Source organism: Thiomicrorhabdus xiamenensis, from assembly GCF_013282625.1.
In the GTDB taxonomy this organism is placed as follows: Bacteria; Pseudomonadota; Gammaproteobacteria; order Thiomicrospirales; family Thiomicrospiraceae; genus Thiomicrorhabdus; species Thiomicrorhabdus xiamenensis.
In genome coordinates this window covers 61,429-74,833 of sequence record NZ_CP054020.1, presented here as the reverse complement: position 1 = coordinate 74,833, position 13,405 = coordinate 61,429, and the positions used below count along the sequence as shown (strand labels likewise).

At 48.4% G+C, this 13,405-nt stretch carries 12 protein-coding genes; 9 read left to right on the top strand and 3 right to left on the bottom strand.

Annotation, left to right across the window (positions count from 1 at the left end; all coding sequences use genetic code 11):
- Positions 1-11: 11 nt before the first annotated feature.
- Positions 12-890 (bottom strand): LysR family transcriptional regulator, encoded by an 879-nt coding sequence (locus tag HQN79_RS00345; protein WP_173283716.1) that lies wholly within the window; start codon positions 888-890, stop codon positions 12-14.
- A 175-nt stretch (positions 891-1,065) separates the two neighbouring features.
- On the opposite strand from HQN79_RS00345, the gene HQN79_RS00340 reads away from it, so the two are divergent.
- Together HQN79_RS00340 and HQN79_RS00335 are read left to right on the top strand one after the other, a co-directional pair.
- Complete coding sequence (locus HQN79_RS00340) at positions 1,066-1,626, top strand: cytochrome b (protein WP_173283715.1); 561 nt, start codon at positions 1,066-1,068, stop codon at positions 1,624-1,626.
- A complete protein-coding gene (locus tag HQN79_RS00335; protein WP_173283714.1) occupies positions 1,623-2,207 on the top strand; it encodes a YceI family protein in 585 nt (194 codons plus the stop codon). Before HQN79_RS00340 ends, HQN79_RS00335 begins: the two co-directional genes overlap by 4 nt.
- Positions 2,208-2,262: 55 nt before the next feature.
- Here HQN79_RS00335 and HQN79_RS00330 read toward each other — a convergent pair whose 3' ends face one another.
- On the bottom strand, positions 2,263-2,934 hold the full coding sequence (locus tag HQN79_RS00330) for a TetR/AcrR family transcriptional regulator (protein ID WP_173283713.1): 672 nt from the start codon (positions 2,932-2,934) through the stop codon (positions 2,263-2,265).
- Between the two features lie 195 nt (positions 2,935-3,129).
- Here HQN79_RS00330 and HQN79_RS00325 point away from each other — a divergent pair, with 195 nt between their 5' ends.
- The 5 genes from HQN79_RS00325 (at position 3,130) to HQN79_RS00305 (ending at position 11,468) form a co-directional block, all read left to right on the top strand.
- The gene (locus HQN79_RS00325; protein WP_173283712.1) at positions 3,130-4,317 is read left to right on the top strand and encodes an efflux RND transporter periplasmic adaptor subunit; all 1,188 of its coding nucleotides are present in this window, start codon (positions 3,130-3,132) and stop codon (positions 4,315-4,317) included.
- Positions 4,317-7,439 carry an efflux RND transporter permease subunit gene (locus HQN79_RS00320; protein ID WP_173283711.1) on the top strand — a complete coding sequence of 1,041 codons (3,123 nt, stop codon included), beginning with the start codon at positions 4,317-4,319 and terminating at the stop codon, positions 7,437-7,439. The genes HQN79_RS00325 and HQN79_RS00320 overlap by 1 nt, the downstream gene beginning before the upstream one ends.
- A gap of 551 nt (positions 7,440-7,990) precedes the next feature.
- Positions 7,991-9,349 carry a purine-cytosine permease family protein gene (locus HQN79_RS00315; RefSeq protein ID WP_173283710.1) on the top strand — a complete coding sequence of 453 codons (1,359 nt, stop codon included), beginning with the start codon at positions 7,991-7,993 and terminating at the stop codon, positions 9,347-9,349.
- 30 nt (positions 9,350-9,379) lie between these two features.
- Positions 9,380-10,393 carry an alpha/beta fold hydrolase gene (locus HQN79_RS00310; protein ID WP_173283709.1) on the top strand — a complete coding sequence of 338 codons (1,014 nt, stop codon included), beginning with the start codon at positions 9,380-9,382 and terminating at the stop codon, positions 10,391-10,393.
- A gap of 79 nt (positions 10,394-10,472) precedes the next feature.
- On the top strand, positions 10,473-11,468 hold the full coding sequence (locus tag HQN79_RS00305) for a formamidase (RefSeq protein ID WP_173283708.1): 996 nt from the start codon (positions 10,473-10,475) through the stop codon (positions 11,466-11,468).
- Positions 11,469-11,587: 119 nt separating this feature from the next.
- Here HQN79_RS00305 and HQN79_RS00300 read toward each other — a convergent pair whose 3' ends face one another.
- Positions 11,588-11,968: a TonB-dependent receptor gene (locus HQN79_RS00300; protein WP_173283707.1), complete on the bottom strand. Its 381-nt coding sequence runs from the start codon at positions 11,966-11,968 to the stop codon at positions 11,588-11,590.
- A 267-nt stretch (positions 11,969-12,235) separates the two neighbouring features.
- On the opposite strand from HQN79_RS00300, the gene HQN79_RS00295 reads away from it, so the two are divergent.
- Entirely contained in the window at positions 12,236-12,781 is a 546-nt protein-coding gene (locus tag HQN79_RS00295; RefSeq protein WP_238843388.1) for a DUF924 family protein, read from the top strand.
- Between the two features lie 303 nt (positions 12,782-13,084).
- Positions 13,085-13,363: a hypothetical protein gene (locus tag HQN79_RS00290; RefSeq protein WP_173283705.1), complete on the top strand. Its 279-nt coding sequence runs from the start codon at positions 13,085-13,087 to the stop codon at positions 13,361-13,363.
- Positions 13,364-13,405 lie beyond the last annotated feature (42 nt).

The following is a 13,405-nucleotide window of genomic DNA, read 5'->3' as shown; positions in this document are numbered from 1 at the left end:
TATTTACCGGCCTACTTTCCAATCTCTTTCTTGAAGGCATCGCAAACCAGATCCACAAAAGCTCTTACTTTTGCAGAGAGATGATGCCGGTGCGGATAGACGATATAAATCCCCTGAACCGGCATTTCATAGGATTGCAATACGGCCTGTAAACGACCGCTGTTCAAATAATCGTCGGCAATGAAAGTCGGCAGGCGGCCGAAGCCGATTCCGGCCAGTATCAGCTCCAGTTGCTGAGGCAAGTGATTGGTCTGCGCCTTGGCCGGGACATCAATATGCAGACTCTGGCCGTTGACAAAATACTCCATCATCAAGGGGGCCTGCTGATAGTGGTATTTGATTGCCGGTAGCTGCCGAAGCTGGCTGGGATGGGTAATTTGCGGATACTTCTGCCAGAACGCCGGAGTTGCGCAGGTGACTAAATTAAATTCCGTGACTTTACGACTGATCAGACTGGAATCTTTCGATTCGCCCAAACGCAGAGCGACATCAAACCCCTCTCCAGCCAAATCAACCAGACGGCTGCTGAAATCAACCTGCAATTCCACCTGGGGGTACAGACGCATATAGTCGGTGATCACAGACTGCAGGTGTAAATGTCCGAAACTCAAGGGCACACTGACCTTGATGGTACCGACCGGATTTTGCTGCAAGGAGTGAATATTGTTTTCCATCTCCTGCGCGGAACGCACAATATCGCGCGCTTTGGTGTAATACATCTGGCCAACTTCGGTGAGACTCAAACTACGGGTCGAACGCTGCAGAAGTCGGGCATTCAACCGCTCTTCCAGGCGGTTTACCTGTTTGCTGACAAATGAGACCGACACGCCGAGGTTCTGCGCTGCAGAACTGAAACTGCCCGCCTCAACGACACTCACAAAAACACTCATTCCCTCAAAAACATCCGGTTGCATAGTTACCCTCAGTAATTTATCTCAGTCATTACCACTTAAATGGAAAAAGTCTTTTTATTATCAGCATATTCTCTATTGATTGGAAAAAATTTAAATTATTAAACATGGATCAAGGAACAGAGTTATCCGTTCCCCATTATGGAGAAATGCAATGCAATGGCGCAACGATACAAAAGGCTACGGGCTGGTAGCGATCACTTTACATTGGCTACTGGCAGCAGCTCTGCTCGGGCTATTTTGGCTGGGAACCTGGATGGTCGATCTCGGCTATTACCACAACTGGTACCACGAAGCTCCGAGCCTGCATAAGAGTATCGGCGTACTTGTCGTCGGTTTAATGCTGCTGCGCCTGCTATGGCGTTGGAGCAATCCGAAACCGGCCGCACTGGGCAAAAGCCCAATGCAGAATTTTCTGGCCGAAAGCGCTCACCTGACATTCTATCTGTTGGTGATTCTACTCGGTCTTAGCGGTTATTTCATATCCAGTGCAGAAGGAGAAGCGATCAGTGTCTTCGGGCTCTTCTCGATACCCGCTTTACCTTGGCAATTCGAGCAACAGGCGGATATTGCCGGTGAAGTCCATGAGATTATCGCATGGACATTGATCGCTCTGGTGCTACTGCACCTGGCAGCTGCATTGAAACACCATTTCATCAACCAAGACAAAACTTTAAAACGTATGCTGACAATCAGCAAAGGAGACATATTATGAAGATTAAAGCGACTTTAGGCGCACTGCTTTTAACCCCGGCTCTACTGGCGGCGCCGGTACACAGTGCTCAGGCTGCCGAATACCAGATCGACACTCAAGGCATGCACGCCGCAATTCAGTTCAAGATTAAACATCTCGGCTACAGCTGGCTGAACGGGCGTTTCGAAAAATTTTCCGGCAATTACAGCTACGACAGCAGTAAACCGGGTCAGAGTAAGGTACAGGTCACCATTGACACCACCAGCCTGAACAGCAACCATGCGGAGCGCGACAAACACCTGCGCAGCAAGGATTTCCTGAATGTCAGTAAATACCCGCAGGCAAAGTTCGTCAGTACCAATGTCCAGGCCAAAGGCGATAAATTGACGATTACCGGCGATTTCACCCTGAACGGCGTGACCAAACCTCTAACCATCGACGCTCATAAAATCGGTGAAGGAAAAGATCCATGGGGCGGCTACCGCTCCGGTTTCAGCGGTACAACCAGCTTCAAAATGGCCGATTACGGAATTACCTATGATTTAGGACCGGCCTCAACCGAGGTCTTTCTGACTCTGGATATCGAAGGGGTTCGTAAGTAAGTCTTGCCGAGGAAAGGGTACCCTTTCCTCGGTTTCTTTTCACGTGAAACGACGGCTATTTTTGCAGGCAGCCATTGAGAAAAATATGAATCGCCTGTTTAAGCGCCTGATGCAGCTGTTGCTCTTCAATCGTTTCACCGAACAGTCGCGGATAAAGGAAAGGCCCTTTAATCATTTCGATAAACTGAGAAGCCGCCAGATAAGGATCTTCGAGCTCGAGTTTTCCCTTGTCTTTCATGCGCTGCAGATAATCGCCAAGGATTCGAATCCCCGTCTGCGGACCGAGTTGATAAAAAATACGCTGTATCTCGCTCTGCTCAAAGTTATTTTCGGTCACGACCAAGCGATAAACAGCAATTCCATCCGGGGTTGAAGTCACTCTTTGCAGACATTCACCAAACCGAAAAAGGTTGGTTTCGATATCGTCCTGCCAGAAATCCATATGGGCAAAAGGCGTAAACAGCTCATCGGTTTTCAGCCGGAAGACCGCTTCGAAAAGCCCGAGTTTATTGCCGAAATAGCGATAGAGCGTATTCAGGGAACCTCCGGCTTCCTTGACGATCTCATTGACGCTGGTACCCGCATAACCAAATGAAAAGAAATGTTTTTCCGCCACCTCAAGCAATTTTCTTCGGCGCTCCAGACCTCGTTTATTGGTCGAAACTTCCGGTTTAGCCTGTGCAACAGTTTCTTTATCAGTGGATTGATTGGCAGGATTTTGCGTCATAGATTCCCTTAAACAGCTCAAATTTTTACACCACATATTATATACATAATCCCCGAAAATGCTTTTAAAGCGGCATTGATAAAAGAATCATACGATTTTTTTAAAATAAATGTAGTGACAATTACACTTTTATGTATAAAATATTCTTTTCGTTTAATAATTAAAGACTTAATCACTCTTTAAGGCTGGCTCTATATGAAATACTCTCTCGCAACATCACACCGCAAATCGTTTTTACCTTTGGTAATCTGCTCCTTTTTAATGCTGGGTCTTGTACACAGCAATAAAGTCATTGCTGCCGACGGCAATGCTGCAGGCAAACAGGAAAGACCGCCTATGCCGGTTCAGGTTGAAAAAGTCAGCCTGCAGAATTTCCCATACAAGGCGAACTACCCTGCACAGCTGGCAGCCAGTAAATCGGTTGAAGTACATGCCCGTGTCACAGGTATTATCGAAAAGCAGTTCTATCAGGAAGGCCAGCTGGTCAAAGCCGGCGACAAGCTGTATCAAATTGATGACCGTCGCTATGTGGCGGCAAAAGAACAGGCAGCAGCGCTTCTGCAAAGCGCCAAGGTTCAGGTAACGCAAAGCAAGATCAATTATGACCGTGTCAAAAAGCTGCGCGAGAAACAGTCTGTCAGTATTCAGGATGTCGATGACGCCTATACCGCATGGCAGGTTGCCCTGGCGGATCGTGATGCAGCGCAAGCCAAACTGCACAGTGCTCAGATCGAACTGGACGACACGACAATCGAAGCGGAAATCAGCGGTGTCATCGGGCAACGTCAGATGGATGTCGGCGATCTGATCAATCCGGAAGCCGGTGTCAGCTTACTGAACAGCATTACTCAAACCGATCCGGTTTATGCGCATTTCTCGATTTCCGATAATGATCGTCAGACATTTTTGGAACAAGTGGATGCCGGTTTGGTCAAGCCTTTCGACACGCCGAAAGTCGCGTTAATCAGCGCCAGTGGTTCCACGATTCAAGAAAGTCAGGTTGATTTTATCGATACGCAATTGGATGCAGCGACCGCCAGTCAACCGGTTCGAGCAACCTTTGCCAATCAGGACAACCGACTTCTTCCCGGTCAGTTCGTTCGCCTCGAAGCAACTCTTGGAGAATGGCAAAACATGCCGAGTATTCCGGAATCCTCGGTAATGCAAGTCGGCGCTCAGGCGTTTGTTTATGTGGCAAAAGACGGCATGGCACAAATGCTGCCGATTCAGCTTGCCGGTCTTTATCAGGGACGCTGGCTGGTTAAGGGCGGTCTTAAGGCCGGTGATGAAGTCATTACCGGGAACCTGATCAAGTTGCGCCCTAAAACTCCAGTCACCGTTCTGCCGCCACAATCCGCCGATAAGAACGCGGGAGGTAAATAATGCTGTCGAAATTCTTTATCGATCGGCCGGTTTTCGCATCAGTATTTTCGCTGATAATCGTTATCGCCGGTTACATGGGGATGAAATCCCTGCCGATCTCGGAGTATCCGCAAATTGTGCCGCCTCAGGTTCAGGTGCAGGCAACCTATCCGGGCGCCAGTGCCGAAACTCTGGCTGAAACCGTCGCCGCGCCTCTGGAGCAGGCGATTAACGGGGTTGATAATATGCTGTATATCAACAGTGTATCCTCATCCTCCGGGGTTCTGACTCTGACCGTGACCTTCCAGATCGGTACCGATATCGATCAGGCGAACATCAACGTCAATAACAAAGTGCAAGGCGCTTTGAACAAACTGCCGGCCGAAGTCCAGCAACTGGGAGTTAAGGTCAATAAACGCTCCCCGAGTATTTTGAAAGTCATCTCCCTGTATTCGGGTGACGAAAGTCTTGATACGGTCTTTATCGCTAACTACGGTCTGATTAACGTAGTTGACGAATTAGCGCGTATTCCGGGCGTCGGCGAAGTTCGCCAGTTCGGTTCCAAAGACTACTCAATGCGCATCTGGCTCAACCCGAACAAATTGAAGAAGTTTGACCTGACGCCGGCCGATGTCCAAGCGGCTATCCGTCAGCAGAACTCTCAGTTTGCCGCCGGGAAATTCGGTGCCGAACCGAACGAAACCGGACAGGCCTTTACCTATACGGTTACCACGGCAGGACGCCTGAATAATCCGGAAGAGTTCGAAAACATTATTCTGCGTTCAGAACCGAACGGCGCCCTATTGCGTCTGAAAGACGTAGCCCGTGTCGAACTCGGCGCTCAGGCGTACAACTTCAACGCCACTTTTGACGGCAAACCGACCGTTCCGATGGGCGTTTTCCTGCAACCTGGTGCCAACGCTCTGGAAACCGGCGAGAGAGTTGACGCTGTAATGGCCGAATTAGCCGAGCGTTTCCCACAGGGGCTGGACTACTCCATTCCGTATGACACCAACGAATTCGTTAAGATTTCGATCGATAAGGTTCTGTATACACTTGTTGAAGCGCTGATTCTGGTGGTACTGGTGGTCTTCCTTTTCCTACAGAACTGGCGTGCCACCTTGATTCCTGTCCTGGCGATTCCGGTATCGATTGTCGGTACTTTCGTCGGTATGTATCTGCTCGACTTTTCGATCAACCAGCTGACACTGTTCGGCATGATTCTGGCCATCGGGATCGTGGTCGACGATGCCATTATCGTGGTCGAAAACGTCGAACGGATTATGCGCACGGAACATAAAGGACCAAGAGAAGCGACCATTCAGGCAATGAACGAAATTACCGGACCGATTATCGCCATCGTTCTGGTTCTCGGTGCGGTCTTTATTCCGGTGGCCTTTATCGAAGGTCTGAGCGGCGAAATGTATAAACAGTTCGCCATCACCATTGTTATTTCGGTAACCATTTCCGGTATTGTCGCTCTGACGCTGACTCCGGCACTGTGCGCGAATATGCTCAAAGAAGGACATCAGCAGGCAAACTTCCTGTTCCGCGGCTTTAACCGTGGGTTTGAAGGCTTGACCAAAGGTTTCAGTGCCGGTGTTCGCACCGTTATGCGCTACAGCTTGGTCAGCATCCTGCTGTTCGGCGGGCTGGTTTATGTCACTTACGACACTTTGCAAAGCCTGCCGAAAAGCCTGGTACCGCAAGAGGATAAGGGAACCCTGTTTGTTCTGAGCTACCTGCCTCCAGCTTCGTCGCTGGCACAGATGGAAGACGTACGTGATCAGGTCAGCGAAACCTTACTGGCTCACCCGGGGGTCAAGCACTCGGTCAGCTTTGCCGGTTTTGACCTGCAAACCTTTACTAACCGTACCGACTCCGGTGTCTCTTTCGTAAAACTCGAACACTGGGATCAACGTCTGGAACAAGGCTTGCCGTCCAACGCGATTGTCGGCCAGCTGTTTGGTCAACTGAATGCCATCCCGAATGCCTTCAGTATCCCGATCGGTATGCCAACCATTATGGGGATGAGTATGACCGGTGGCTTTGAAGCCTACCTGCAAAACCGTAACGGAACCGGTTCCGAAGCCTTGAATAAAGTCGCGCAGGAATTGGTGGCCAAGGCGTCTCAACGCCCTGAACTGCAGCAGGTTCGCACCACATTCAATACCCGTGTACCACAATATGAAGCACTGGTAGATCGTGAAAAAGCACAGCTGTTGAATGTGTCGGCTTACGAGATTTTTGCGGCAATGCAGGCGACATTCGGAAGTTTGTACGTCAACGACTTCACTCTGTTCGGACGCACCTTCAAAGTGAACCTGCAGGCTGAAGCCGACTATCGCGACACGCCGGATAAACTGTCACAGGTCTTTGTCCGTTCGCAAGACGGCAATATGATTCCGTTAAGCGCATTGGTAACGGTCGAACGGAAAACCGGTGCCGATACCGTGGATCGCTTCAACCTGTTCGCATCAGCTAAAATGATGGGCGATCCGGCACCAGGTTACTCGTCCGGACAGGCTCTGGCCGCTTTTGAGGAAGTGGCTGCGGAAGTCTTGCCGGATGGTTTCCAGCTTGGTTGGGTCGGCGAAGCTTATCAACAGAAAGCCTCTTCGGATTCCGGATCGCAAGCTTTCCTTTTCGGGTTGCTGTTTGTATTCCTGATTCTGGCAGCTCAGTATGAACGCTGGTCAATCCCGCTGGCGGTAATTACTGCAGTGCCCTTTGCGGTACTGGGGGCTTCGCTGATGGTCATGTTCAGCGGACTGAGCAACGATATTTACTTCGAACTCGGTCTTCTGACGCTGATCGGTCTGTCGGCGAAAAACGCGATTCTGATCGTTGAGGTTGCCATGCAGAAACGCCGTGCAGGCATGTCACTGAGTGAAGCGGCCGAGCTGGCGGCAAAAACCCGTTTCCGTCCGATTGTTATGACCTCGCTGGCCTTTACCATTGCAGCCATCCCGCTCATGCTTTCGGAAGGTGCAGGTGCGGCGGCTCGTGTATCGGTCGGAACAGGACTGGTCGGCGGCATGATCGCAGCGACCCTCTTAGCTCCGCTGTTTGTTCCTATGTTCTTTAAATTGATTGCCGGTTTAAGCGAAAATAAAAGCATTCTTCGCAAAAAGCCAAGTTAATTAATCGAACACTTTTATAAGAAAAACCCCCGAATAGGAATGTCTATTCGGGGGTTTTTTGTATCAGCCCGCATACACTTTAAACTCTTCTAGAACCCTATCCATTCACTTAATGAATTCAAACCCTGAATTTAGGTTTACGGAATTTATTTTTCTCCAAAAAAGCAAACAAACAAAAACATACAAACTGATTCATTCTATCTACCAAAAACATACATTTAACAACATTTACTTAAAATTTCCCTTAAAAATCAATATTTTATTACCTATCCAAATGCACCAACTTATATAAACAAAATGGAAATTTAGCACCAAAAAAACAATTTAAACTTTTATAAAAATGCATGTTTACGCGTAACACATTGTTTTAATTAATTAAAAAGTATTTAGGCCAAAATTATTCTTAATCAATAAAGTTTATTAAGTTTTTCTGAGTCAAAGAAACTCTTAACTTTGAACAAAGTTAAACATTGGCCATTTTTTTAACAACTTTCCTTAACTTTAGTTTCACTTTCAATGTAATAACGCAAATTTACAAGGAGCAGCCAACCATGTCAGGATTGGAGAATACGAAGCAGAGTGTTCCATCAAAAATAGATGAATACGAAGCAAAAATAGAACACCTCGAAGAAGAAGTCGATCACGTACTCGGTGAAGAGTATGAACACTGTGCCGTGCCGGCAAATGCCAGAAGAAGCATGTTTTCGGTCAGTATGGTATGGATCGGCTTCCCGATGATCATCACCGGCGCCATGACCGGCTCTCTGCTGGTAATGGGGATGGGATTCATCGATGCCTTATGGGCAATGATCATCGGTAACGTATTAATGTTCGCCTACGTTGGCGGATTAGGACTTCTTGGAACCAAAAAAGGGTACAACTTTGCACTGATCGCCAGTGTCGTTTTCGGGCGTAAAGGCTACGTTTTAGCCTCCGGACTCTTAGCCACCCTGTTACTGGGCTGGTTCGCGGTGCAAACCGGGATTACCGGTGCTTTGATCAATAGCGCCTTTGATATCAACTATACGATGATGGCGATTATCGCCGGTATCCTATATATCGCTATCACCTTCCTCGGTGTTCGCGGCTTGCACTGGATCGGTATGATCTCTGCCCCGCTTTTCGTGATCCTGGGCTTATGGGTTGCTTTCGATGCTGCCAGCACCACAACTTGGGCAGAAATCGCTGCCTATCCGGGTAACAACCCTGAAGTTCCAATGGCCTTCGGTATCGGTTTAACCATGGTAATCGCACTATTCATCGATGCCGGAACCGTAACCGGTGACTTCAACCGCTGGGCAAAAGATTCTAAAAGCTCTCTGGTTGCGACATTCAGCGCATTCCCGTTTGCAAACATGATCGCGATGCTTGTCGGTGGAATCATGACCGCCGCTCTTGCTGTTCCGGATGCAAATCCTTTCGGTGCCGACAACATGTTTGGTTACATGATCTCGCAAAACATCGGCTGGTTGGCTGTAGTCGCTTTTGTATTCTTACTGCTTAACCTAGGTTCCGTTTGTTCTCACTGCCTATATAACGCTGCAACCGGTTGGTCGCGCATCGTAGGAAGCCACATGCGTCTTCTAGCCGTCATTCTAGGTGCGATCGGTATCGTTATTGCCGCAACCAACGTTTGGGCGTTCTTCATCGAATGGCTAAGCCTGCTAGGAATTCTTGTTCCACCAATCGGTGCAATTATCTTGATTGACCAGTACCTGATGAGAAAAGACTCTGAAATCGACACCGACTGGCGTCCGAAAGCCTTTATCGCTTGGGCTATCGGTTCTGTTGCTGCTTTCATTGTTGAAAAGTCTTTCCCTGGACTGTCAACAGCGGTTTCTTCATTCATCATCGGTGGTTTGGCTTACTGGGTAATCATGTCAAGCAGCAAATCAGCCGAAGCCAAGTAATTTAGATTTAATTTTGGAGATTTTAATAACGTGAAAGATTATCAAATTTTTGAACTGGGTGATTTCGTTACACAAGGCGGAGCCACTATTCGAGACGCAAAACTGGCTTACAAAACGTTCGGAACATTAAACGAAGCCAAAGACAATGTGATTGTCTACCCAACCTGGTATTCCGGTCAGCATTACGATAATGAATGGCTAGTCGGTGAAGGCATGGCTCTGGATCCGGAAAAATATTTCATTATTATCCCGAACATGCTGGGGAATGGACTTTCTTCCTCTCCAAGCAACACCCCTGCACCATATGATCAGGCGCGTTTTCCGGGTACCACACTTTATGACAATGTATCGGCGCAACACCGCCTTGTCACAGAAGTGTTCGGTATCGAAAAAATTGCCTTGGTTGTCGGCTGGTCTATGGGCGCACAGCAAACGTATCAATGGGGTGCGCAATATCCGGATATGGTTGAACGTATCGCTCCGTTCTGCGGATCGGCGAAAACCTCGGTGCATAACTTCGTTTTCCTGGAAAGTGTCAAAGCCGCTCTGACTGCAGACGTTGCTTTTGAACACGGCTGGTATGAAAAGCCACCAACAAAAGGTCTACGAGCAATGGCCCGCGTGTATGCCGGCTGGGGCTTTTCTCAGCCGTTCTATCGCCAGGAACTATTCAGAGAACTGGGTTATTCATCACTTGAAGACTTCTTGGTAGCATTCTGGGAAGGCTTCTTCCTTGAGCGTGACGCCAATAACCTTCTAGCAATGCTGTGGACTTGGCAGAACGGTGATATCAGTGCCAACCCGATCTACAACGGCGACTTTGAAAAAGCACTGGGTTCCATCACGGCTAAAGCGATTGTTATGCCGGGCGCAACCGACCTGTATTTCCCTCCAGAAGACAACGAATACGAAGTCAGCAATATGCCGAATGCGGAATTCCGTCCAATTCCATCTGTTTGGGGGCATTTCGCCGGTGGGCCTGGCTTAAACCCTGTCGACGTCACTTTCATTGATGACGCACTGAAAGAGCTGCTTGCCAGCTAAGCCACTACAAGGGCGATCATTCGATCGCCCTTTTCATTCCTCACAGCAAAATCCAAATTATTTATAAGGAGAAGACTCTATGAGTGGACTCGGAGGACTTAATAAATCCCCTAACGGCGTCGTCATCGGGATGGTCCAAAAACAGCTTCCAAACGTCAAAACCCCGGAAGATCTAGCAAGTGAAACCCAGAAGGTATGCGATCTGGTCCGTAAGGCGCGGCGGCAAATGCCGACCATGGATCTGGTCGTTTTTCCCGAATACTGCCTGCATGGCCTGTCCATGGATACCAACCCGGAGATAATGTGCCATCGTGACGGCCCCGAAGTGCAAGCTTTTCAGGCCGTGTGCAAAGAGAATCAAATCTGGGGCTGCTTTTCGATTATGGAATTCAACCCGAACGGCAACCCCTACAACACCGGGATCATCATTGATGATCAGGGGGAAATTCAACTTTTCTATCGCAAACTTCACCCCTGGGTTCCGGTTGAGCCATGGGAACCTGGCGACATGGGTATTCCAGTCTGCGACGGCCCTCGCGGTTCCAAACTGGCATTGATTATCTGTCACGACGGAATGTTCCCGGAAATGGCTAGAGAGTGCGCTTACAAAGGCGCCAATATTATGTTGCGTACCGCGGGCTATACCGCCCCTATTCGCCACAGCTGGAAAATCACCAACCAGGCCAACGCCTTCTGTAATCTTATGGTAACTGCCAATGTCTGCCTGGCAGGAAGTGATGGAACCTTTAATTCGATGGGCGAAGGGTCGATCATAAACTTTGACGGTGTTCCCATTGCTGAAGGAAACGGACTTGCCGACGAAATCATTACCGCAGAAGTGCGTCCGGATCTCGTTGACGAAGCTCGCAATACCTGGGGCGTTGAAAACAACATTTATCAATTCGGACATCGCGGCTATGTTGCGGTCAAGGGCGGTGCAATGGATTGCCCCTATACCTATATGACCGATCTGGCTCAGGGCAAATACAAACTGCCTTGGGAAGATAAAATACAGGTTACCGATGGAACCAGTTGCGGATTCCCGCCCCCGGAAAGAACTTACCAGCCGCAATAACTTTTCACGTGAAACGCCTGAACTCAGTCAGAACAACAGGCATGTGAATAAACGTTATCTAGCTGGCCAGCTGATAAAAAGCCGACATCACGTCGGCTTTTTTGATTCGCTCAATTTCATTAACGCTGCCCATGCTTGAAATATTGATACGCCATAATCACAGCAGACAGTAAGACAAGAATAGAAGAAACCCCCAGAATCGGCCCAAGAGTCGCTTCAGGAGCGCTGCCGCCATACAGCAGGAAAAGCCCCGCTACCATAACCAGAGCACCGATTTGATGCAAAATGAACTGGCCTTGAGCCAGCTTACCGGCTTGTATCCCATCTGCCAGACAAAGTTTGTAGGTTAAACCATAGGCAAAATTCAACAAAAAACCGACCAGCATAATATGCGCGTGGGTCGGAAGCTGACCATGATCTTTAGAGGCTGCCATATAGATTCCTAAAAGCAGCCCCGCCAATAGATAGATCCAGGAAATTGATAAAAACTTACGAGCCATAATCCCTCCAGATACCACATGTATTTATTGAAAGACTTTGCTTATTTATAGCGTAAATTTCACCGGAGGCAACAAGCATTACAAAACACTAATATCTTTTAAATTCAATTAGTTGAAAATGATTTAGGCATTATTCAACGACCCTAGGCGATGCAAGCGATATGGATTTCCCCTTTTAACGCCACAACAGGAACACAGCCAAAAAACACCAGAAAACCGCTTATTCAGGTAAGATTTTATGCAACCCTTTTTGTTTGGAGTCTTTGTGTGACAACCCCGTCTGAAATTCTGCAATTCTGGTACACCCCGCCGATATCGGAGCACTGGTTTAATTCCACCCCGGAAATCGATATGGAAATTCGTCGGAGATTCGAATCTTTATGGCAACAGGCCGCCGACAATGAATTGGAGCACTGGAAGCAGAGTGCCGAAGGGTGTTTGGCGCTGTGTATCGTGTTGGATCAGTTTCCGCTGAATATGTTCCGCGGCGAAGCCAAAAGCTTTTCGACTGAGCAACAGGCCGTAGCCGTCTGTAAACTGGCCGTGGCAAACGCTTTTGATCTTGAGCTGCCGCTCGAACAACGAGCATTTCTGTATATGCCTCTAATGCACAGTGAAAATCTTGAAGACCAGAATGAATCGGTGCGTCTTTTCGAAAACGCCGGCTTGGAAAACAACACCCGTTTTGCCCGACATCACCGCGAAATCGTGCGCAAATTCGGTCGCTTCCCGCACCGCAATAAAGCCCTTGGCCGGCAAAACTCGCCAGCCGAAATCGACTATCTCAACTCACCGGAAGCTTTCAAAGGTTAATTGACATTAAATGCATCAATTAACCGGACTCCTGCTGTCACAAAGCCCCATAAGGTCCGCTCCCGGTTTGCAGCCTTAAATTCAAGTTGTTAGCATAAAAAAGCAACCTAATCCGCGACGACAGTCCTCTCTTCTCATCCTGGACATGATAAATCAGGTCAAAGGAGCCTTTTTATGCATATGAAACTTCAATCTTTGAAGCCTCATCTCTTTTCAAAACAAAGCAAAAATCTTTGCACTTTTACTCAGCAGAAAATTTTCAAACATAACGCGCGCTACGGAGCCTTTATAGGTAGCTTAGTTTTGACGACTGCCTTAACACCGCTTTCGGCACAAGCCGACCACACCTTTACTCTGGGAGCCTGGTACAACTTCGCCGAAGAAAACGATAACCTGCCGACCGATGCCTACACCAAAAACGGTGAATTCGGCAATGAAGCGGTCATTTTTTATATGGACGGCAATACAGAACCGGGTCATGGTATCTGGTCCTACTCGGCCGAACTGCGCATCGGACCGGGCAGCTTTACCGATGTTGATAATAATGCCACAGGCGACGAAATATCCCTGCACGAAGCCTGAATCGGCCTGGATTTGAACGACAGCCATAAGGTCATCATCGGA